This is a genomic window from Streptomyces sp. MS06, from assembly GCF_047200655.1.
Taxonomy (GTDB): domain Bacteria; phylum Actinomycetota; class Actinomycetes; order Streptomycetales; family Streptomycetaceae; genus Streptomyces.
Window position 1 is genome coordinate 21,598 of the sequence record NZ_JBJZOJ010000056.1, and the last position, 19,873, is coordinate 41,470.

A 19,873-nucleotide genomic window follows, 5' to 3' on the forward strand; every position below is an offset into this window, starting at 1 on the left:
CCGGGTGCGTTCCGGGGCGTGTGCGGCGGGAGGGAGCCGGGGGGCGGGGATAAGGACCCGCGGCCCGGCCGATGCGGGCCGTTCGGCCCCCGTCCGCCTTCCGGCGGGTACGGGAAAGTGGGGTGCGCGGCGGCGACACCGCCGCGTGGGGGGAAGCCTCCTGCGAGCCCGATCCTCTCCCGCACGGGCGCGCGGTCGAGGCCGAGGCCCGTCGCCGCGGTGGTGAACCGCGGCGGCGGGCCTGTGGGAGGAGGGGGAACTCCGCGGAACGGGGGCCGTCCCCGCGTCCCGCGGCGTGCCCGGCCGGTCAGCGCCGGGCCCGGCTGCGGTCCAGCGCCGCCACGCCCGCCGCGGCGAGGCCGATCTGGATGAGCCACTCGATCCAGTCGACTCCCTTGGTGTCGGCCACACCGAGGCCGCCGGCGAGCGCCGACCCGAGCAGCGCGGCGACGATGCCGACCAGGATCGTCCACAGCACTCCGATGCGCTGGCGGCCGGGGACGACCAGGCGTCCCAGGATGCCGATGATGGCGCCGATGACGACGGCGCTGATGATGCCCGAGATCTCCATGTGTGTCCTTCTTGGGGTGACTCCAGCTTCCATTCTGATGCCCACTCGGCGGTGGTGCAGTCCCTTCCGCTTGCGGGGCGTCCCTGCGTCCGTTGTTCACCGCGTCGTCACATCAGAGGTCTTTCCCGAGAGGTTGACGCGGGTAGAACGTGGGTGACGCTCCTTCACCTGCCAGTCCGCGCGCGGAAATCGGCCGCGCGCGCCACCTCTCCCCCCACCCACTCGGAGGTTCGCCGCATGCTCGGATCACGCAGGCCCCCCACAGCCGGAACCGGAAGCACGGCCGGAGCGCAGGGCGCACCCGGAACGGAGAGCGCGGAGGGAGCTGGTGCGGAGGGCGCGGCCGGGGGGCCGCCCATATCCCGTCCGGCGCGCAGACGCCCGCGTGCCCTGGTCACCGCCCTCACGGCGCTCGGGCTCTCCGCGGGCGCCGTGTTCCAGATCGGCGCCCCGGCGCAGCAGGCGCACGCGGCCACCGCGCACCGCGTCCTGTTCGACAACGCCCACGCGGAGACGGTCGGCAACGCCGACTGGATCATCTCCACCAGCCAGCCCGACCCGCTCGGCCAGGACGCGTCCCCGTCCGCCGAGACGGACTGGACGGGAGCCCTGTCCTCCTGGGGCGTGGCCCTGCAGAAGACCGGTGACTACCGCCTCGACACGCTGCCCCCGGGCTCCCACCTCACCTACGGGGGCTCCTCCGCCACCGACCTGTCCCAGTTCGACACCCTGGTGCTGCCGGAACCCAACACCCTCTTCACCAGCGCCGAAAAGACGGCGATCATGAACTTCGTCAAGGACGGCGGCGGACTGTTCATGATCTCCGACCACACCGGAGCCGACCGCAACAACGACGGTGAGGACGCGGTCGAGATCCTCAACGACCTGATGAGCGACAACAGCGTCGACTCCACCGACCCCTTCGGCTTCTCCGTCGACTCGCTCAGCATCGGCTCCGACCACCCCGCCGCCGTCGACGACAGCTCCGATCCGGTACTCCACGGGCCCTTCGGCACCGTGACCGGAAGCCTGATCGCCAGCGGCACGACCGCCACCCTCAGGCCCGCCGACAACCCCTCCGTCGCAGGCCTGGTGTACCGCACCGGATACTCCGGCAACTCCGGCGCCTTCTTCGCCACCAGTACCTTCGGCAGCGGCCGGGTCGCCTTCTGGGGGGACAGCTCCCCCATCGACGACGGTACCGGCCAGTCGGGCAACACCCTGTACGACGGCTGGAACGACTCCAGCGCCACCAACGCCGCGCTCGCCCTGAACGCCACGGCATGGCTCTCCGGCGGGAGCGGCAGCGGGGGCAGCGGCGGCGGGGGCTCCGGCACGTGCACCGCGGCGCAGCTGCTGGACAACCAGGGCTTCGAGTCGGGTGCCGCGTACTGGAGCGCCACCAGCGGTGTGATCACCGACTCCGGGGGCCGGTCCCCCCGCTCGGGCTCCTACTACGCGTGGCTCGACGGCTACGGGACCGCGACCACCGACACCCTCGCCCAGTCCGTGGCGATCCCGTCCGGCTGCTCCGCGACCCTGAGCCTCTACCTGCACATCGACACCGCCGAGACCACGTCCAGCACCGCCTACGACACCCTCAGGGTCCAGGTCCTGAACGGCTCCGGGTCGGTGCTCGCCACCCTCGCCACGTACTCCAACCTGGACGCGTCGTCCGGCTACACCCGGCACACCTTCGATCTGAGCGGCTACGCGGGGCAGACCGTCACCCTCAAGTTCACCGGCACCGAGGGGTCCAAGCTCCAGACCTCCTTCGTCATCGACGACACCGCCCTCGACGTCGGCTGATCCGGCCGGGGAGCGCGCCGAGGGGGGCGGTCCGCCGCGTGCGGGCCGCCCCCCTCGCCCTCTCGGCCGGGCCGAGGCTCCCCTACGGCCTGGCGCTCTTCGCCGCCGAACCGGCGCACAGCAGGCCCAGAATCACGGCCAGCCCGCCGATCACGGCGTTGTTCCACACCACGCCCGCGTCGGGGCTGTCGCCCACGATCCACGGGGCGATGATCATCCACACGCCGAGCGCGCACATGGCCCAACTCAGGCCGTACATGCGCTCCGGCGACAAGGTGAAGCCCAGCCCCAGCAGCCCGATCGCGATCCCGACGATCACGTTGTGGGTGACGAGCGGGGGCTGGCTCGCCGTGTAGTGGAGGATCCACGGCGACACGGCGCAGTACAGGCCGAGCAGGAAAACCGGCCCGTCCACGAGCGCCACATCGCGACCGCCGAGCATGCGGGCGTACCGGGCCCGCATCTCGGAGACATCGGGGTGCGTGGTCATGTCCCCTCTGGTGTGCGACACATCGGCCATGGCTCGTCTCCTTCGACTGAATGGCCAGACCGCTCGAGGGAGCGGTGTGCGGTGAGCGCCGCCTGCCTCCATTGTGCCCTTATCTGTCCTTTATGTGTAGAGGTGGGGTCCGGTGTTCTCGGGGGCGGCAACGACGGGCCGGGCGGGGCGCCGCCGGGGCGCCGGAACGTGCCGTGACCGCTGCCCCGCCCGAGCGGTCCGCTGCCCGGGCGGGGTCGACGCGCATCGATTCTGCGTCGCTATAGTCGGTGCCATGAGTCGCACGGCGGACGACGGCGCGACGGTGCGGCATCCGGCACCGGTCGCCCCCGGCACCGGCACCGGCCCGGCGGCAGCTGCCGATTCGGGGCTCACCACCGGAGCCGTGGCCCGTCGCCTGGGCGTGGCCCCGACCACGCTGCGCTCCTGGGACCGCCGCTACGGCATCGGTCCCGCGGTCCGCGCCGACGGCCGGCACCGCCGCTGGTCGCAGCAGGACGTGGCGATGCTGGAGACGATGTGCCGGCTCACCTCGGAGGGAGTTCCTCCCGCCGAGGCGGCCCGGGCAGCCAAGGAGAACGCCGGCCCGGTCCGGCCGGTCCCGGAAACCGGCCCGATGCCCTCGCTCCACTCGGCCCGGGGACCCGTCCACTCCCCGCGGGCGGCCGGGACGCTGCCGCTGGGCGACGTGCGGCAGGAGTGCCGCGGTCTGGCCCGCGCCGCGGTGCGGCTGGACGCGCCCGCCGTGGAGGAGCAGGTGACCACCGCGGTGGAGGAACACGGTCTGACCGTGGCCTGGCAGGAGGTCATGGTGCCGACGCTGCACGCCGTCGGCCGGAAGTGGGCCTCCTCGGGTGACCGGTACGTGGAGGTGGAACACCTGCTGTCCTGGCACGTCTCCAGCGTCCTGCGCCGCTGCACCCGGCCGCCCGCGCCGTACGGCGGCTCCGCGGCCGGCCCGGTCCTGCTGGCCTGCCTGCCGGGGGAGCAGCACACCCTGCCGCTGGAGGCGCTGAACGCCTCGCTCAGCCTGCACGGGGTGCCGACCCGCATGTTCGGTGCCGCCGTGCCGGCCGAGGCGCTCACCGCGGCGGTCCGGCGGCTCGGCCCGGCGGCCGTCGTGCTGTGGGCGCAGACCCGGTCGAACGCGAGCCTGCCGCTGGCGCAGCACGTCGCCGACGCCCGGTGGGGAGTGAAGGGCGCACGGAGCCGGACCCGGGTGATGCTGTGCGGCCCCGGCTGGGCCGGGCGGACCGCCTACGGCATGCTCAGGTCCTCGTCCCTGCACGAGGCGGTGCGGATCCTGACCGGCCTGCACCAGGGGCAGCAGGGCGACTGAGGGGCGGCCCCGCCCGGCGATCGGCGGCCACCCGCCGCCGACCGTCCGCCTGCCGCCTGCCGCCTGCCGCCTGCCGCCTGCCGTCGGTCGACCGGTGTCCGACTCCGGCCGTCCCGCCGGGGCGGTGCCGCCGGAGCGCGACCGGATGCCCGCAGGCGGCGAACCCGGCGCGGCGCTCACACGCTGAGCGCCTCGCGCACGGCGTGTTCGGCGTCCCCGCCGCCCTCGCCCTGCGCGGTGACGCGCCCGGCCTCCAGCACGTAGTACCTTCCGGCCGCCCGCATCGCGAATCCGACGTGCTGTTCCACCAGCAGCACCGACAGCCCGCCGCGGGAGGCCAGGGCGAGGATCGTCTCCTCGATCTCCGCCACCACGGACGGCTGGACACCCTCCGTCGGCTCGTCCAGGAGCAGCACCCGCGGTTCGGTCACCAGCGCCCGGGCGAGCGCGAGCTGCTGCCGCTGACCGCCGGAGAGCAGACCCGCGCGACGTCCCGACAGTGCGCGCAGCGCCGGGAACAGGTCCAGCGCCTCGTTCACCGCCTCCCGGCCGCGGCGCCGGCCGTCCGCGACGAGCTGGAGGTTCTCCGCCGTGGTCAGGTGCGGGAAGGACTGCTGGCCCTGCGGCACGTACGCCATGCCCCGGGCCACCCGCTCGTGCGGCCTGCGGCGGGTGATGTCCTCGCCGTCCAGGCGGACCGCGCCGGCGCCGGGGGAGAGCAGTCCCACCGCCGCGCGCAGCAGGGTGCTCTTGCCGGCGCCGTTGTGCCCGAGCACCGCCGCCACACCGTCCTTCGGCACCTCGACGGTGACACCGTGCAGCACGGTGCTGCGGTGGTAGCCGACCCGGACGTCCTCGATCTGCAGCATCACGCCTCCTCACACCTCCTGCACGGCCGCGTCCGCGGCCGCCCCGGCGGGAGCGCCGCCCAGGTAGACCTCCTGCACGCGCGGGTCCGCCTGCACCTCGGCCACGGTCCCCTCGCTCAGCACCCGTCCCGCGTGCAGCACCGTCACGCTGCGCGCGAAGGACCGCATGAAGTCCATGTCGTGCTCGATGACCACGACGGTGCGCTCGCGGCTGATGCCCCGCAGCAGTTCGCCGGTGGCCTGCCGCTCCTCGTGGCTCATGCCGGCCACCGGCTCGTCGAGCAGCAGCAGCCGGACGTCCTGCACGAGCAGCATCCCGATCTCCAGCCACTGCTTCTGCCCGTGGGCGAGCGTCCCGGCCGGGGTGTCGGCCGCGTCCGACAGGCCGATCGTCTCCAGCGCGCGTGCCACACTCCCGGGCACGCCCCTGCGGCGGCGGAGCATGGTCCACGCGCCGCGGCCGGCCCCCGCCGCGATGTCCAGGTTCTGCAGCACCGTCAGCTCCTCGAACACGGTCGCGGTCTGGAAGGTGCGACCGATCCCGGACCGTGCGATGCGGTGCACGCTCCGGCCGAGCAGTTCGGTCCCGCCGAACCGCACCGAACCCCGGCCCCGGACCAGGCCGGTCACCGCGTCGACCAGGGTCGTCTTGCCCGCCCCGTTGGGTCCGATGAGGAACCGCAGGTCACCGGAGTCCACCCGCAGGTCCACCCCGTCGACCGCGGTGAAGCCGTCGAAGGCCACCGTCAGTCCTCGTACGTCCAGTCCGCTCATGCCCTCTCTCCCACCGGTGCCGGGGTCGCCGCGTCCGCGGTGCCCTGCGCGGTCCCCGCCGCAGTGGACCGGCGCCGCCGCAGGGCACCGGTCAGCGAGGCCAGGCCGCCGGGCAGGAACGCCAGCGCCACGATGAACAGCAGCCCCTGGAAGTACGTCCAGGCAGCCGGGAACTCCTCCGAGAGCGCGGTCCTCGCCCAGGCGACCGCGAGCGCGCCGAGGACCGCGCCGACCAGACTGGCCCGTCCGCCCACCGCGGCGCCGATCACGAACTCGATGGACGGCACGATGCCGACCAGCGCCGGCGAGATGATGCCGACCGCGGGCACGAACAGGGCACCCGCCAGGCCCGCCGTTCCGGCGGCGACCACATAGGCGACCAGCTTGACGTTGGCCGGGTCGTAGCCGAGGAAGCGCACCCGTTCCTCCGAGTCCCGCACCGCGACCAGGAGTTCACCGAACCGGCTGTGCACGAGCTGCCGGACCAGGGCGACCACCAGCAGCAGGGCGGCGGCGATGAGGAAGTACACCATGCGCTGGTTGACCGGGTCGTCGAGGGCGTAGCCGAAGAAGCCCTGGATGTCGGTGAGCCCGTTGGTGCCGCCGGTCGTCGCCTGCTGGCCGACCAGCCAGATCGCGAACGCCGAGGCGAGTGCCTGGCTGAGGATCGCGAAGTAGGCGCCCTTGACGCGGCGGCGGAAGACGAACAGGCCGAGCAGCGCCGCCACCGCCATCGGCAGCAGCACGGTCGCCGCGACGGCGAACAGCGGGTTCGCGAACGGCCGCCACCACCAGGGGAGTTCGGTGGCGGAGCCGTACAGCTGCATGAAGTCGGGGAGGTTGCCCGGCCCCGCGTCGGCGAGCTTCAGGTGCATCGCCATGGCGTAGCCGCCGAGCCCGAAGAACACGCCCTGGCCCAGGGTCAGCAGCCCCCCGCGGCCCCAGGCCAGGCAGATGCCGACGGCGACCAGGGCCGTGCACAGGTACTTGGCGAGCAGGGAGAGCCGGAAGTCGGACAGCGCGAGCGGCGCCACGGCGAACAGCAGCACCGCAGCGCCCGCGAAGCCGGCCCAGGTGCGTGCCGGGCGGCCGCGGAGGGGGCCCGTGCGGTGGGAGGGCGGGGCGGTCATACCAGACTCCTCGTGCGCAGCGTGTACAGCCCCTGGGGCCGCCACTGGAGGAACGCCACGATGGCGACCAGGACGAGCACCTTGGCGACGCTCACGGTGGTGGAGTACTCCAGCACCGACTGCAGCACCCCGAGCACGAAGGCGACGATGACGCTGCCCTTGAGCTGCCCGATCCCGCCGACCACGATGACCAGGAAGGCGTCGATGATGACGTGGGTGCCCATGGTGGGCCCGATCGGGCCGACGAGGGTGAGCGCCACCCCGGCGACGCCGGCGAGCCCGGAGCCGATGAAGAAGGCGGTGCGGTCCACCCGGGAGGTGGAGACGCCGGACACCTCGGCCAGGTCGCGGTTCTGGACCACGGCCCGGATCCGCCGGCCCAGCGGCGTCAGCCGCAGGGTGAGCGACAGCGCGACCACCGCCGCGACCGCCAGCCCGAGGATGAACAGCCGGCTGCTGGCGACGGTGAGCGGATCGTCGCCGCCGACGAGCGTGAGGTTGCCGGTGAGGATTTCCGGCGCACGGGTCTGCACGTTCGGTGCACCGAATACGTCGCGGGCGAGTTGCTGGAGCATCAGCGAAACGCCCCACGTGACGAGAAGGGTGTCGAGTGGCCGCAGATACAGCCGGCGTATGAGCAGCCATTCGAGCAGGGCGCCGAGGGTACCGGAGACGAGAAATGCCACGGGAAGAGCGACGATCAGCGAAATTCCCGCGGCGGAAATGGACTTCTGCAGGACGTACGTGGTGTAGGCGCCCGCCATGATGAACTCGCCGTGGGCCATGTTGATGACGTTCATCTGGCCGAAGGTGAGGGACAGGCCGAGCGCGATGAGCAGCAGGACGGCACCGATCGAGATGCCGGTGAAGGTCTGACCGAGGACCACGGTCACGGGGCGGCTCCGAAGGGGCGGGGCAGGGGGCCGGCGGCGGCGCGGCCCCCTGCGCGGCGGACGGTCAGGACAGCCCGGAGGCCCATGCGTAGCCCTTGAGGAACGGGTCCGGCTTGATGGGTTCGCCGGAGTCCCACACCTGGGTGATCAGACCGTCGGTGCCGATCTTCCCGATCCGCGCGGTCTTGTAGATGTGCTGCGAGGCCCCGTCGACGGTGACGGTGCCCTCAGGTGCGTCGAAGGTGATCCCGTCGGACGCGGCCTTCACCTTCTCCGGGTCGAACGACTTCGCCTTCTCGACCATCGCCTTCCACAGGTAGACCGAGGTGTAGGCGGCCTCCATCGGGTCGCTGGTGGGCTTGTCCCGGCCGTACTCGGCCTTGTAGGCCTTCACGAACTTCTCGTTCGCCGCGCCCGGGGTGGTCTGGTAGTAGTCCCAGGCCGTCAACTGCCCCGCCAGGTACTGCGCACCGATCGACTTGACCTCCTCCTCGGCGATCGACACCGAGACCACCGGCATGCTCGCGGCCGTCAGGCCCGCGGACTTGTACTCCTTGAAGAAGGCCACGTTGGAGTCGCCGTTGAGGGTGTTGAAGACCGCGTCCGCCTTGGAGGCCTTCACCTTGTTGGCGATCGTGCTGAACTCCGTGGAGCCCAGCGGGGCGTAGTCCTCGCCGAGGATCTGCATGCCGTTGGCCTTCGCGTACGCCTTGATGATCTTGTTGGCGGTGCGCGGGAAGACGTAGTCGCTGCCGACCAGGTAGAGCCGCTTCCTGCCCTGGCTCTTGAGGTAGTCGAGGGCCGGCACGATCTGCTGGTTGGTGGTCGCGCCGGTGTAGAAGATGTACGGCGACTCCTCCAGGCCCTCGTACTGCACGGGGTAGAAGAGCAGCGACCGGTTCTTCTCGAACACCGGTTTGACGGCCTTGCGGCTGGCGGAGGTCCAGCAGCCGAACGTCGCCGCGACGTGGTCGTTCTTGATGAGCTTGGCCGCCTTCTCGGCGAAGGTGGGCCAGTCGGATGCGCCGTCCTCGCTCACCGGCTTGATCTTCTTGCCGAGCACCCCGCCGGAGGCGTTGATCTCGTCGATCGCCAGCAGCAGCGAGTTGCGTACGGTCACCTCGCTGATCGCCATGGTGCCGGAGAGCGAGTTGAGCAGGCCGACCTTGACCGTGTCGCCGCTGACGTCGATCTCCGCGCCCTTGTCGGACGACGGGGCGCCCGCGCCGGTCTTGGCGCCGCACGCGGACAGCGCCACGACGGCGGCGAGCGCGGCGCCCCCGGCCAGGAAGCGGCGGCGGAGCATCGCGGAAGAGCTGGAACTGCGGGAACTGCGGGAACTGCTGGGACCGCTGAACAAATGAACCCCCTCGGGTGTGGAGGACGACCTCCTCCTGAAGTGCGGTCCACAGCTTCAAGTCGCCCTGTTTCAGGGGTGTTTCGCGATACTTTCCCGGAGGCAACAAAAAATGCCCCGACGGTCTGTGACGTGTATTCAGATCCTGAATTCACAATTCGCCGGAGCATTCTCATTACTTTCCGCGGGAAGTATCTTGGTGCCGGCGAGAGCTGTCAAGGGCGGGGGCCGCCGGTATCCAGTTCCGTGACCACGTCGAAATCCGGGCCGTCCGCACGCGCCAGGTAGATCCGCTGCCGCACATGGCTCCCCCGCAGGTGCAGCAGTCCGCGGGGCCCCTCGTACGACACCGTGTCGGCCGCCGCCCCGATCGCCCCCATGTCGAGTGTTCCGGCCCGCTCCAGCAGCGCCGCCAGCAGCAGCACCCCCTCGTAGCAGGATTCGCCGAGGCTGCCGGGCACCGGGGCCTCGATGCCGTAGCGGCGCGCGTACCGGCCGTGGAAGTCGAGGGTGTCCTGGTTGGCGAGCGAGGCGAAGAAGCCGGCCGTGCTGTACAGGTCCGCAGTGGCTGCCGGGCCGCTGGCCAGCAGCATGTTCTCGTCCATCAGCGTGCTCAGCCGCAGGCAGCGGGCGGGCAGCCCGCGAGCGGCGAACGCGCGGTTGAACCGCACCGCGTCGCTGCCGACCAGCAGCATCAGCACCGCATCCGCCTCCGCGTGCTCGATGCGCCGCAGTACGGGCCCGAAGTCGTCGGTGCCCAGCGGCAGATAGGCCTCGCCGCCGATCCCGGCACCGCACCGGCGCGCATAGGCGCGCGCCGCCCGCGCCGTACGCCGCGGCCACACGTAGTCGTTGCCGACGACGAACCAGCGGCGCACCCGGCGCTCCCGGGTCAGCAGGTCCATCGCCGGGCGCAGTTGGTCGCGAGGCGTCTCGCTGGTGAGGAAGACGCCGGCGGTCCGCTCCCCGCCCTCGTAGAGCGCGGTGTAGACGTACGGCACGCGAGAGGCGATCCTCGGCGCCAGCGCCCGCCTGACCGAGGAGATGTGCCAGCCCGTGACGCCCTGGACGACCCCCAGATCGACCAGCGCGGCCACCCGGTCGGCGACCTCGCGCGGCGGCGCCCCGCCGTCCACGGGCAGCAGCCGCAGCTCGCGGCCGAGGACCCCGCCCGCGCGGTTGACCTCCTCGGCGGCCAGCCGCGCGCAGAGTTCGCAGGCCGGCCCGAAGATCCCCGCGGGTCCCTGCAGGGGGAAGACCAGCGCCACGCCGAGCGCCGAACCGTCGGCGGTGAACCACTCGGGGACAGGGGGCACGTGCCGGAACATGGCGCCATGATTTCGGGTCCACCGGGTGAACTCCAGCCCCGCCTCCCGCCGGAGGGCGGGAGCGCTCGCACCCCGGGCGCCCGTCAGACCTCCAGCATCACCTGGTCCAGCGCCTTCCGCTTCAGGTCCGGCACCTCGCAGTCCTCCGCCGGATAGCCGACCGGGATCACCGCGAAGGCCTTCTCGTTCTCCGGGCGCCCCAGCGCCTGGGAGAGGAACCGCATCGGGCTGGGCGTGTGGATCAGCGCGGCCAGGCCCGACAGGTGCAGGGCGGACAGCAGCATGCCGACCGCGATGCCCACGGACTCGTCCACGTAGTAGTGCTTGCGCTTGGCCCCGTCCTCACCCAGCCAGTACCGCTGCTGGAAGACCACGATCAGCGCCGGCGCGTCCGTGAGGTGCGTCTTCACCGCGTCCGTGCCCAGCGGGCGCAGGGCGGCGAGCCACTCCTCGCCGAGCCTGCCGTCGTAGGAGGTCCGCTCCTCGCGCTCGGCCTCCTCGCGGATGCGCCTGCGGATCTCCGGGTCCCGGACCAGGACGAAGGTCCAGGGCTGCTGGTGCGCACCGGAAGGCGCCGTGGCCGCGCAGGCGATGGCGTCCCGTACGACCTGCGCCGGCACCGGGTCGGAGGAGAACCGGCGCACCGTGCGCCGCTGCCGCATGCGGTCGCGCAGCTCCGCCGCACGGGTCAGGGACTCCGCGGGCTCCATGCGCTCCGGGCGGTAGGGGACCGGGCGGTAGGGGGCGCCGTGGGTGGGCTCCCAGCGTTCTTCGGTGGTGGCTGTCATGGGGGAGAGTCTGGTGCCCCGCGCCCCCCGGGTTCCAGGGGCGGGAACGAAGGGCAGAGCCAAGAAGGACGTCCCGCTGCCTCGAGCGACACCTCGCCCGCCGGATCCACCGCGCACCGGCGGGCACACCGGCGTCACGAAGCACGCGAACCGCCCCCGCTCCTGCGGCCCGCCGGCCAGGGGAGCATCCACCGGAACGACTGCGGAGGCCCGAACGATGAACCACGAACTCGCCGCCGAGTTCCACCGCCGCGCCGAGCAGGACCAGGCCGCCCGCCGCCGCGCGCTCGAGGGCGGCGACGGCCGCGAACTGGTCCGGATCGACGCGGACAACACAGCCTGGCTGAAGCGGGTCGTCGAGGAGCACGGCTGGCCGGGGATCACCCTGGTCGGTGAGCAGGGGGCCGACGAGGCATGGCTCCTGGCGCAGCACGCAGACGCAGCTCCCGGCTTCCAGCGCCGGGTACTCGACCTCCTCCGGGGCGCCGTCGAAGCCGGGGAGGCCCTGCCGTGCCACCTCGCGTACCTCACCGACCGGGTCCGCGTCGCCGCCGGCGAGCCTCAGGTGTACGGGACCCAGTACACCAGCGACCCGAACGGGAACCCGCGGCCGCTTCCCGTGACCGAGCCCGACCGGTTGGACGCCCGGCGCGCCGCGGCGGGTCTGGAGCCGGCCGCGGAGTACGACCGGCGCGTGCGCGGCCGCGAGTAGCCGCCGTACGGAGGATGCCCTCGCACCGGGCGCCACCGTGTCGACGAGGACGTCGCTCCGCCGGCTCGGCGGGACACGCGAGGGCGCCGGGCCGCTTGACGGCCCCTGCGGCCGTCGTGCGTCCTTCGCCCCGCCGGCCCCCGCCCCCGCATCTCCTACGATGTACCCACGCCGTGACCTAGGAGCAGGATGCCCGCTTCATCTCCGCGCCGCCCCGACCATCTGGTGCAGCTCCTCACGCGGGCCGAACGCCTGACCGCGCGCCGGCTCGAGACCGCCCTCCTCGGCGAGGACTGCACCCTGGAGGCGTGGCGCGTGCTGGCCGTGCTGTCCGACGGGGCCGGGCACCACATGACGGCGATAGCCGAGGCGGCCTTCCTGCCCGCGCCGACCCTCACCAAGCTGGTCGACCAGCTCGTCGACCGCAATCTGGTGCACCGCCGCGTCGACCCCCTGGACCGGCGCAGGGTCCTCGCCCATCTGACCCCGCGCGGGCAGGAGTACTGGCGGCGCGTCGACCGGGCCGTGCGCGCCGACTGGCCCCCGATCGGCGAGGGCGACGAGGAACTGCTCCGCGCCCTGCTGTCGCGGCTGTCGGCGGCGCTAGGCCCGGCGCCGGCCGCGGAAACGGCCCGGGACTGACGGGACGCCGCCCCCGGTGGACCCGCGCGGCGAGGCTGCCGACCGGGCAGTGGTGCACCGCGCCGTCGACCGGACCTGCCGGGCAAGAGGACGCGCCGGGAGTGCCGCTCGGCGGCATGTCCCTCCGGCCCGCGCTCCACCTCACTGCGGGGTGCGCTCGGCGATCAGCAGTGCATAGCCGAGCACGCCGTCCGCGACCGCCGCACGGGCGGCGTCGAGAACGGCCGGAGCCGCCGCGAGGTCCGCACCGGCCTCGTCGAGGCGGGCCGAGGCCGTGATGCGCAGCAGGTCCAGCCGCGCCTCGATCTGGTCGATCATCCGCAGCACCGCCTCGTCGTGGCGCTCGGTACGGAGCGTGCGCAGGCCCGCACCGGCCAGGATCCCGACGTACTCGCGGAGCGGCCGGGCATCGGCGATGCAGGCGATCCGCGCGCCGAGACCGGACAACTCGGGCGGCAGCCGGGCCGGGTCGACCGTGACGTCGGTGAGGCCGAGACGGCCGCCCGGCCGCAGGACACGGGCGAACTCCGCTGCGGCCCGGGCCTTGTCGGGGAAGGTGCACAGCGCGCACTCGCACACCACGGCGTCGAACGCGCCGCCGGGCGAGGGCAACTGCTCGGCGTCGCCGGTGGTGAACCGCACCCGGTCGGCGAGCCCGGCCGCCCGGGCGGCGCCCCGGGCGAGGGCGGTGTTCGCCGGTGCGTAGTCCACCCCGTCGACCTCGGCGCCGTATGCGTCGGCCAGCAGCAGGGCGGTGGTGCCGCGGCCGGAGGCGACGTCGAGGACCCGCGCACCCGGGGTCAGGCCGAGGCCGTCGGCGAGGCGGCGGGTCAGGGCGGAGCCCCCGGGATGGTACGAGTCGCCGAGGAGGAGGGCGACGATGTCGGAGGCGTACGCGGCGGCGCAGCACGCTTTCAGCTCCTCTCCGCCGGGCGGCAGGCTCATGACGGGAGCCTCCCTTCTCCGGCGCCCGCGGTGCGGACGGTCCTGCTTGACGTTGAGGGTGTAGGGGTCCTGGAAGTCCTGCACGACGATCATGAACGCCTTGTCGTCGAGGTCCTTCACCGCTTCGGGCAGGTCGATGCCGCAGCCTCCCCCACCGCCGACGGCTGCGGAACCGCCCCCGGTGCAGTCCAGGGCCTCGGCCGTCGCCCGCAGCTTCTCCCCGGTCGTCGCCGCGCCCATGAACGCGGAGGCCGACCACAGCTTCTCCAGGGCCTCGCGGATCGCGGGATCGGGCATGACCCGGTTGGTGACGTAGTCGAGATGGTCCTCCACGTTCAGCAGCCTGGGGATGGGCACCACGGTGCGGTCCCCCGGTTCGCCGTCCACCAGAAGGTAGGTGAGGGAGCGGCAGGTCGGGAAGCAGCACGGCACCGGGAAGAAGTCGCCCTTGCGGAACCAGTCCGGGCGCTGCTCGCCGATGAGGCGGATCACGTCGGGGTTGGTGAGCCGGTCCAGCGGGTCGAACTGCAGGTGTCTGCCCGAGTGGGTGACCGGCTGGAACACCACCGAGCGGACGGCGGGGTGGTCGATCCCGTACTCGATGACGGCCCCGAGTTCGTGCTCGTTGAGGCCGCGTTCGACGGCGGCGACGAGCGCGACGGTCAGCCCGGCCTCGGCGCAGTTGTCCAACGCCCGCTGTTTGAACGACCGCAGGTCGCGGCCCCGGATCCGAAGGTGGGTGCGCTCGTCGAAGCCGTCGAACTGCAGGTAGATGTTGACCGATCTGCCGGGCACCCGGTTGCGCTCGCCGAGCGCGGCGACGAACGCTCTGTCGGTGGCCAGGCGGATGCCGTTGGTGTTGAGGGTGACGTTCCTGATCGGACGGGTCTGGGCGAGGTCGACGAAGTCGAGGATGTGCTTGTGGATGGTGGGCTCCCCGCCCGAGAACATCACCACCTCCGCCTCCCCCTCGGATTCCACGAAGGCGTCGAGCATGGTCGCGCACTGCTCGCGGGAGAGGGAGTAGCCTCCGCCGCCCTCGGGTCCGCTCTCGGCACCGCTCGCACCGGGGGACTCGCGTGACGGGTGGCCGGAGTCGGCGAAGCAGATCGGGCAGTCCAGGTTGCAGCCGGTGTTCACCTCGATGATGCCCAGGCACGCGTGCTGCTTGTGCTCCGGGCACAGCCCGCAGTCGCTGGGGCAGCCGTCCTTCACCTCGGTCTGGAAGACGAGCGGGACGGTGCCGGGCTTGTTGAAGCGGGCCGACGACAGGTACTCCTCGGCGTCCCCGTACACCAGCGCCTCGAACTCCCCGTGCTCGCGGCATCGTTTACGCAGGTAGACCTTGTCGTCGCGGATGTTGACCTGGGCGTCGACGGGTGTCTTGCACAGCGGGCAGACGGACTTGGTGAACTCCACGAACACCTCGTCGCGGTCCGTCTTGCGCCGGGGCTCGGATGCCTGGGCCATGCGGAGCTCCTTCGTGTACGGGTTTCCTTCACTCACCGGACGGCGCCACGATCAGGGGTGCCGCCCGCAGGCAGTGCGGGTGGGGCGGGGCCGGCCGGACCGGACGCGCCGGGGGCACCCGCCGGAGCCTGACGATCGGGGCGACGCGTACCGCCCCGCGGGGCCTGCCGGGGCGGACGCACCTACGCCGGTCCACCGAGGGCTGCGCGCCGCTCCGCCTCCCGCGCCACCGCGGTCAGCGTGGCCTCGACGGCGGTCTCCCAGCGCGCGGCGACGGCATCGCCCCACCACCGGCCGAGCGCCCACAGGTCGGTACCCAGTTCGCCGCGGTACACGAGCCGCGTCCCCGACTCCTGCTCGGCGAGTTCGAAGGTCTCGGTGACCGCCGGGACGGGACCGCGCACCAGGCGGAAGTCGATCCGGGCGGGCCGGGTGAAGCGCACGGTCTCCACCGTCGTCGCCGTCAGCCGCCCACCGGCGACCGGCGTGCGGTGCGCGGCGAGCACCATGTCGCTGCCCCGCTCCAGCACCGTGACCTTCTCTCGCGCGGCCCGGGTCGCCCGGCCGAGGTAGGGCTGGGCGATCACCTCGAACACCGTCCCACGCGGCGCGGCGATGTCGAACCGCCGCGGACCGAGCGGGCGGGTGCGCCGGCCCACCCCCACATCCAGCGGCATCGCTCCGGTCACCAACCCCAGGTACCCGGCCGCCAGGGCCGAGCCGGCCGCGGCCACCGCCGCCGCCCCACCGATCCGCACCATCGCCCCGACCTCTCCACTCGTCCGTTCCCGTCTCCCGTGCGACGCTAAGCCGTACCGGCCCGCCGATCAGTGAGCGCGCTCACCGTCCCCGCTCCGTGTCGCCCCCGGTTCCGAGCGCCGGCAACCGGCGGAGGACGGAAGGACGTGGTGCCCGTGTCCGGGACCGGCGACAGCCGCGCCGCGACGAACGCGCTGCTGGCCGACCTGCGTGAGGCCGGCCCCGTGCCGTCAGCCGCCATGCGCTTCCTCGGACGGGCCGCACGCCGGTCGCTGCGCCAGGCCTCCCGGCGCCCGCGGGCCCTGGCCGAACTCACCGCCGTGCACGCCGTGCTGTACGCCGCGGCGGCCGGCCGGCGGCCCGGACGGCGCTGGGTGGTGGCCGGCTGGGGTATGGCCGTCCTGCACCTCGGACTGCTGGAGCACCGCAACCGCCTGGCCGCCGCGGATCTCGTGACCCTGCTGCGTGCCAACCTCCCCGCCCTGCCCGGCGGTTCCGGCAGGGCCTGCGGCGTCCTGGCGATCGCCCTGGACGTCGCCGACGGAAGCCTCGCCCGTCGCCGGGGGACGACGTCCCCCTTCGGCGACCACGCCGACACCTTCGCCGATGCCGCCTTCTGGACCTGGTTCACCCTGCGCCACGACCCCAGCCGCACCGTACGGACGGCGGCCGTCGCCGCCTGGGCGCTGCCGGTGGTCGTCGTGACCGACGTGGCGCTGCGGCGCGGGGCCGTGCCGGAGCGGCCGCGCCCCGTCCTGCTGCGCCCGGCTGCCGCCCTGCAGGTGGTCGTCGCCGTGCGGCGCCTGGCCCGCCGCTGAGTCGTCCCACCCCGCTGCCCTTCCCGCTGCCCGCGGTCCGTCCGGAGGGACTGGCATCCCGCGGGGTTTTACGTATAACCTCTCCCGTCAACCGCCCGCACCGGAAGGTTCCCGATGAGACGCATCGCCCTGGTCACCCTCGTCGTCGACGACTACGACGAGGCGATCGGCTTCTACACCGGCGCCCTCGGGTTCCGTCTCGCCGAGGACTCGCCGCGCCCCGACGGCTCCCGCTGGGTCGTCGTCGAACCGGGCGGCGACCGCGCCGCCACCGCTCTGCTGCTGGCCCGTGCGAAGGACGGCGCCCAGCGGGCCCGCGTCGGCGACCAGACCGGCGGGCGGGTCGGCTTCTTCCTGCACACCGACGACTTCGCCCGCGACCACGCCCGCCTGACCTCGGCGGGCGTGACCTTCCTGGAGGAGCCCCGCACGGAGGCGTACGGCACCGTCGCCGTCTTCCGCGACCTGTACGGCAACCGCTGGGACCTGCTCCAACCCGCCACCGCCTGAGGCGGCACCCGCCGCCCGAGGAACCGCACCACCACGAGGAACGCCCGCTCATGACCGCTCCCGCCCACCGTATCGACGCCGACACCCTGCGCCGCCTGCCCAAGGCGGTCCTGCACGACCACCTGGACGGCGGGCTGCGCCCCGCGACCGTCGTGGAACTCGCCGCGCAGGCCGGCCACCCGCTGCCCACCACCGACCCCGGCGAGCTGGCCGCCTGGTACGTCGAGGCCGCCGGCTCCGGCGACCTGGTCCGCTACATAGCCACCTTCGAGCACACCCTCGCCGTGATGCAGAGCCGCGAGGGCCTGCTGCGCACCGCCGAGGAGTACGTGCTCGACCTCGCCGCCGACGGCGTGGTGTACGGCGAGGTGCGCTACGCCCCCGAGCTGATGGTGCGGGGCGGACTGACCCTGGAGGAGGTCGTCGTCGCCGTGCAGGAGGGCCTGGCCGCGGGAATGGCGAAGGCGGCCGCCGCCGGCACTCCGGTGCGGGTGGGCACCCTGCTCTGCGGGATGCGGATGTTCGACCGGACCGGGGAGGTCGCCGAGCTGGCGGTCGCCCACCGCGACGCCGGTGTCGTCGGCTTCGACATCGCGGGCGCGGAGGACGGCTTCCCGCCCGCCGACCACCTGGCCGCCTTCGAGCACCTGCGCCGGGAGAGCGTGCCGTTCACCATCCACGCCGGGGAGGCGCACGGCCTGCCCAGCATCCACCAGGCGATCCAGGTGTGCGGCGCGCAGCGGATCGGGCACGGTGTGCGGATCACCGAGGACATCGTGGACGGCAAGCTCGGCCGGCTGGCCGGCTGGGTCCGCGACCGCCGGATCGCGCTGGAGATGTGCCCGACCTCCAACCTCCAGACCGGCGCCGCCGCCTCGATCGCCGGGCACCCGATCACCGCGCTGAAGGACCTCGGCTTCCGGGTCACCGTCAACACCGACAACCGACTGGTGTCCGGCACGACCATGACCCGGGAGATGTCCCTGCTGGTCGAGCAGGCCGGCTGGACCGCCGAGGACCTGCGGGCCGTCACGGTGAACGCGGTCAAGAGCGCCTTCATCCCGTTCGACGAGCGCAGGGCGCTGATCGAGGACGTCGTCCTGCCGGGCTACGCGGACCTCTGCTGAAGCAGCCCGCGCACGTAGGCCGCCTGCCCGACGTGCTGGAGGTCGTCCGACAGGACGCTGACCAGCCGTACGCCCAGGGTGACCGGCGGGTCCCAGCGCTTGTCCACGACACGCTCCAGGTCCTTCGCGGTCAGTCCGCGCAGGGCCTGGAGCGACTGCTCGTGCACGGCGTCGTAGTAGCCGGTCAGCAGGTCGGCGGAGTCGACGCGGACCTCGCCGACCTGCTGCGGGCCGTGACCGTACCCGGTGTCGAGGCGCGGCAGGCCGAGGCCGAAGGCCCGGTGCCAGTCCCGCGACAGCCACACCTGCTCCAGGCCGAAGGCGTCGGCGATGTGGTCGTCCTGGATGCGGGTGAGGTGCCAGACCAGCCAGGAGACGGAGTTGGCTTCGTGGGAGGGGCGGGCGTTGAGTTCGTCCGGGCCGAGGCCGGCGACGGCGGCGTGCACCTCTTCGCGGATGCGGCCGTAGCCCTCGATGAGGATGTCCTTGGCATGCATGACTCCACGATCGCTCAGCCGCCGCTCAGCCGCTGCCCGTGTCCAGCAGCGCCATCAGGGCCCGTGCCGCCGGGCTGGTGGACTGCTGCGGCGGCAGCAGCGCGGCCGTCGCGTAGGCGGTCTCGTCACCGCACCTGACCGGCAGCGCGGTGAGCGAGGGGCGCTTGTCCCGGAAGTGGCGCGGTACGACGGCGACGCCGAGGTTCTCGTCCACCAGGTCCAGCAGGCTGTGCACGTCGTTCACCTCCAGCGCGACGGTGCGCCGCACGCCCGCGGCCGCGAAAGCGGCGTCGGTGGCCCGCCGCGGCCCCCAGTCCGGGTGGAAGTCGACGAAGACCTCGCCCCCCAGCTCCCGCGGTGCGACGGCCGCGCCGGCCGCCGCGAGCCGGTGCGTGGGATGGCAGAGCACCGTCATCGGCTCGCCGGCCAGCGGCACGGAGCGCAACTGGCCGGTGTCGGCCTGGGGGCTGTACGCGAACGCCAGGTCGAGGCGTCCGGCGGCGACCTCCTCGGCCAGTGCGCCGGAACCGGTCTGCCGCAGCCGGATCTCGACGTCCGGGTGGCGGCGCCGGAAGGCGGCCAGCAGGCCCGCCACGTTCACTCCGGCGATGCACTGCTCGGTCCCCAGCGACAGGGTGCCGCGCAGCACGCCCTGCACCGCGGCCACCGCCTCGTGCGCGGCCCGCACCCCGGCCAGGATCCGTTCCGCCTCGCGCAGCAGCGCCCGTCCGGCCTCGGTGAGCGTCACCCGGCGTGTCGTGCGCACGAACAGGGCGGACTGCAGTTCCCGCTCCAGGGCGCGGATCGACGCCGACAGTCCGGACTGGGACACCATCAGCCGTTCGGCCGCCCGGGTGAAGTGCTGTTCCTCGGCGACCGCGGTGAAGTGCTGCAGATGACGCAGTTCCATGATTGAGAAGGTTATCCGCTGAATCCCATCGGATTCTTCTGTTGGACCGCTGGCCCGCAGCTCGCGCAGAGTGGGTACCGCTTTCCGGCGAACCCCTCACCACCGTGCCCACGCCCGTCATCCATG

General features: G+C 73.0%; 20 protein-coding genes. 7 read left to right on the plus strand and 13 right to left on the minus strand.

Annotated elements, in window-relative coordinates; translation table 11 throughout:
- Positions 1 to 307: 307 nt before the first annotated feature.
- On the minus strand, positions 308 to 571 hold the full coding sequence (locus ACL02U_RS25530) for a GlsB/YeaQ/YmgE family stress response membrane protein (protein ID WP_412793279.1): 264 nt from the start codon (positions 569 to 571) through the stop codon (positions 308 to 310).
- A gap of 357 nt (positions 572 to 928) precedes the next feature.
- On the opposite strand from ACL02U_RS25530, the gene ACL02U_RS25535 reads away from it, so the two are divergent.
- Positions 929 to 2,380, plus strand: coding sequence for a hydrolase (locus tag ACL02U_RS25535; RefSeq protein ID WP_412793307.1), 1,452 nt, complete (start codon positions 929 to 931; stop codon positions 2,378 to 2,380).
- 82 nt (positions 2,381 to 2,462) lie between these two features.
- On the opposite strand, the gene ACL02U_RS25540 is transcribed toward ACL02U_RS25535, so the two are convergent.
- Positions 2,463 to 2,900: an SPW repeat protein gene (locus ACL02U_RS25540; protein ID WP_412793280.1), complete on the minus strand. Its 438-nt coding sequence runs from the start codon at positions 2,898 to 2,900 to the stop codon at positions 2,463 to 2,465.
- A gap of 253 nt (positions 2,901 to 3,153) precedes the next feature.
- Between ACL02U_RS25540 and ACL02U_RS25545 the strand changes: the two genes are divergently transcribed.
- Positions 3,154 to 4,218, plus strand: coding sequence for a MerR family transcriptional regulator (locus tag ACL02U_RS25545; RefSeq protein ID WP_412793281.1), 1,065 nt, complete (start codon positions 3,154 to 3,156; stop codon positions 4,216 to 4,218).
- 176 nt (positions 4,219 to 4,394) lie between these two features.
- On the opposite strand, the gene urtE is transcribed toward ACL02U_RS25545, so the two are convergent.
- The 7 genes from urtE to ACL02U_RS25580 all read right to left on the minus strand — a co-directional run bounded on the left by urtE (position 4,395) and on the right by ACL02U_RS25580 (position 11,357).
- Positions 4,395 to 5,087 (minus strand): urea ABC transporter ATP-binding subunit UrtE, encoded by a 693-nt coding sequence (gene urtE / locus ACL02U_RS25550; RefSeq protein WP_412793282.1) that lies wholly within the window; start codon positions 5,085 to 5,087, stop codon positions 4,395 to 4,397.
- Between the two features lie 9 nt (positions 5,088 to 5,096).
- Positions 5,097 to 5,861, minus strand: a complete 765-nt coding sequence (gene urtD / locus ACL02U_RS25555; protein ID WP_412793283.1) for an urea ABC transporter ATP-binding protein UrtD — start codon at positions 5,859 to 5,861, stop codon at positions 5,097 to 5,099.
- Positions 5,858 to 6,991, minus strand: coding sequence for an urea ABC transporter permease subunit UrtC (gene urtC / locus ACL02U_RS25560; RefSeq protein WP_412793284.1), 1,134 nt, complete (start codon positions 6,989 to 6,991; stop codon positions 5,858 to 5,860). The genes urtD and urtC overlap by 4 nt, the downstream gene beginning before the upstream one ends.
- Complete coding sequence (urtB, locus tag ACL02U_RS25565) at positions 6,988 to 7,884, minus strand: urea ABC transporter permease subunit UrtB (RefSeq protein ID WP_412793285.1); 897 nt, start codon at positions 7,882 to 7,884, stop codon at positions 6,988 to 6,990. The genes urtC and urtB overlap by 4 nt, the downstream gene beginning before the upstream one ends.
- Before the next feature lie 64 nt (positions 7,885 to 7,948).
- On the minus strand, positions 7,949 to 9,190 hold the full coding sequence (urtA, locus tag ACL02U_RS25570) for an urea ABC transporter substrate-binding protein (protein WP_412793286.1): 1,242 nt from the start codon (positions 9,188 to 9,190) through the stop codon (positions 7,949 to 7,951).
- Between the two features lie 266 nt (positions 9,191 to 9,456).
- On the minus strand, positions 9,457 to 10,569 hold the full coding sequence (locus tag ACL02U_RS25575; protein WP_412793287.1) for a substrate-binding domain-containing protein: 1,113 nt from the start codon (positions 10,567 to 10,569) through the stop codon (positions 9,457 to 9,459).
- A gap of 83 nt (positions 10,570 to 10,652) precedes the next feature.
- On the minus strand, positions 10,653 to 11,357 hold the full coding sequence (locus ACL02U_RS25580) for a nitroreductase family protein (RefSeq protein WP_412793288.1): 705 nt from the start codon (positions 11,355 to 11,357) through the stop codon (positions 10,653 to 10,655).
- A gap of 217 nt (positions 11,358 to 11,574) precedes the next feature.
- On the opposite strand from ACL02U_RS25580, the gene ACL02U_RS25585 reads away from it, so the two are divergent.
- Entirely contained in the window at positions 11,575 to 12,069 is a 495-nt protein-coding gene (locus ACL02U_RS25585; protein ID WP_412793289.1) for a DUF6624 domain-containing protein, read from the plus strand.
- A gap of 189 nt (positions 12,070 to 12,258) precedes the next feature.
- Positions 12,259 to 12,711 (plus strand): MarR family winged helix-turn-helix transcriptional regulator, encoded by a 453-nt coding sequence (locus tag ACL02U_RS25590; RefSeq protein WP_412793290.1) that lies wholly within the window; start codon positions 12,259 to 12,261, stop codon positions 12,709 to 12,711.
- A 141-nt stretch (positions 12,712 to 12,852) separates the two neighbouring features.
- On the opposite strand, the gene ACL02U_RS25595 is transcribed toward ACL02U_RS25590, so the two are convergent.
- The gene (locus ACL02U_RS25595; protein ID WP_412793291.1) at positions 12,853 to 15,126 is read right to left on the minus strand and encodes a methyltransferase domain-containing protein; all 2,274 of its coding nucleotides are present in this window, start codon (positions 15,124 to 15,126) and stop codon (positions 12,853 to 12,855) included.
- Positions 15,127 to 15,308: 182 nt separating this feature from the next.
- Positions 15,309 to 15,887 (minus strand): SRPBCC family protein, encoded by a 579-nt coding sequence (locus ACL02U_RS25600; RefSeq protein ID WP_412793292.1) that lies wholly within the window; start codon positions 15,885 to 15,887, stop codon positions 15,309 to 15,311.
- A 153-nt stretch (positions 15,888 to 16,040) separates the two neighbouring features.
- Between ACL02U_RS25600 and ACL02U_RS25605 the strand changes: the two genes are divergently transcribed.
- From ACL02U_RS25605 to ACL02U_RS25615, 3 genes are all read left to right on the plus strand, one after another.
- The gene (locus tag ACL02U_RS25605; RefSeq protein ID WP_412793293.1) at positions 16,041 to 16,703 is read left to right on the plus strand and encodes a CDP-alcohol phosphatidyltransferase family protein; all 663 of its coding nucleotides are present in this window, start codon (positions 16,041 to 16,043) and stop codon (positions 16,701 to 16,703) included.
- A 114-nt stretch (positions 16,704 to 16,817) separates the two neighbouring features.
- The gene (locus tag ACL02U_RS25610; RefSeq protein ID WP_412793294.1) at positions 16,818 to 17,213 is read left to right on the plus strand and encodes a VOC family protein; all 396 of its coding nucleotides are present in this window, start codon (positions 16,818 to 16,820) and stop codon (positions 17,211 to 17,213) included.
- Positions 17,214 to 17,263: 50 nt separating this feature from the next.
- Positions 17,264 to 18,340, plus strand: coding sequence for an adenosine deaminase (locus tag ACL02U_RS25615; RefSeq protein ID WP_412793295.1), 1,077 nt, complete (start codon positions 17,264 to 17,266; stop codon positions 18,338 to 18,340).
- Here ACL02U_RS25615 and ACL02U_RS25620 read toward each other — a convergent pair.
- On the minus strand, positions 18,322 to 18,837 hold the full coding sequence (locus tag ACL02U_RS25620) for a mycothiol transferase (protein ID WP_412793296.1): 516 nt from the start codon (positions 18,835 to 18,837) through the stop codon (positions 18,322 to 18,324). The two genes, ACL02U_RS25615 and ACL02U_RS25620, sit on opposite strands and share 19 nt — an antisense overlap.
- 25 nt (positions 18,838 to 18,862) lie before the next feature.
- On the minus strand, positions 18,863 to 19,747 hold the full coding sequence (locus ACL02U_RS25625) for a LysR family transcriptional regulator (RefSeq protein WP_412793297.1): 885 nt from the start codon (positions 19,745 to 19,747) through the stop codon (positions 18,863 to 18,865).
- Positions 19,748 to 19,873: the final 126 nt, after the last annotated feature.

What these genes read in the sequence shown, in the direction of transcription:
- ACL02U_RS25615 (WP_412793295.1), top strand. Translation starts at nt 17,264, where the DNA reads ATGACCGCTCCCGCCCACCGTATCGACGCCGACACCCTGCGCCGCCTG.
- urtE (WP_412793282.1), bottom strand. Translation starts at nt 5,087, where the DNA reads ATGCTGCAGATCGAGGACGTCCGGGTCGGCTACCACCGCAGCACCGTG.
- ACL02U_RS25540 (WP_412793280.1), bottom strand. Translation starts at nt 2,900, where the DNA reads ATGGCCGATGTGTCGCACACCAGAGGGGACATGACCACGCACCCCGAT.
- ACL02U_RS25625 (WP_412793297.1), bottom strand. Translation starts at nt 19,747, where the DNA reads ATGGAACTGCGTCATCTGCAGCACTTCACCGCGGTCGCCGAGGAACAG.
- ACL02U_RS25545 (WP_412793281.1), top strand. Translation starts at nt 3,154, where the DNA reads ATGAGTCGCACGGCGGACGACGGCGCGACGGTGCGGCATCCGGCACCG.
- ACL02U_RS25580 (WP_412793288.1), bottom strand. Translation starts at nt 11,357, where the DNA reads ATGACAGCCACCACCGAAGAACGCTGGGAGCCCACCCACGGCGCCCCC.
- urtD (WP_412793283.1), bottom strand. Translation starts at nt 5,861, where the DNA reads ATGAGCGGACTGGACGTACGAGGACTGACGGTGGCCTTCGACGGCTTC.
- urtA (WP_412793286.1), bottom strand. Translation starts at nt 9,190, where the DNA reads ATGCTCCGCCGCCGCTTCCTGGCCGGGGGCGCCGCGCTCGCCGCCGTC.
- ACL02U_RS25575 (WP_412793287.1), bottom strand. Translation starts at nt 10,569, where the DNA reads ATGTTCCGGCACGTGCCCCCTGTCCCCGAGTGGTTCACCGCCGACGGT.
- ACL02U_RS25610 (WP_412793294.1), top strand. Translation starts at nt 16,818, where the DNA reads ATGAGACGCATCGCCCTGGTCACCCTCGTCGTCGACGACTACGACGAG.
- ACL02U_RS25595 (WP_412793291.1), bottom strand. Translation starts at nt 15,126, where the DNA reads ATGGCCCAGGCATCCGAGCCCCGGCGCAAGACGGACCGCGACGAGGTG.
- ACL02U_RS25530 (WP_412793279.1), bottom strand. Translation starts at nt 571, where the DNA reads ATGGAGATCTCGGGCATCATCAGCGCCGTCGTCATCGGCGCCATCATC.
- ACL02U_RS25600 (WP_412793292.1), bottom strand. Translation starts at nt 15,887, where the DNA reads ATGGTGCGGATCGGTGGGGCGGCGGCGGTGGCCGCGGCCGGCTCGGCC.
- ACL02U_RS25620 (WP_412793296.1), bottom strand. Translation starts at nt 18,837, where the DNA reads ATGCATGCCAAGGACATCCTCATCGAGGGCTACGGCCGCATCCGCGAA.
- urtC (WP_412793284.1), bottom strand. Translation starts at nt 6,991, where the DNA reads ATGACCGCCCCGCCCTCCCACCGCACGGGCCCCCTCCGCGGCCGCCCG.
- ACL02U_RS25590 (WP_412793290.1), top strand. Translation starts at nt 12,259, where the DNA reads ATGCCCGCTTCATCTCCGCGCCGCCCCGACCATCTGGTGCAGCTCCTC.
- ACL02U_RS25585 (WP_412793289.1), top strand. Translation starts at nt 11,575, where the DNA reads ATGAACCACGAACTCGCCGCCGAGTTCCACCGCCGCGCCGAGCAGGAC.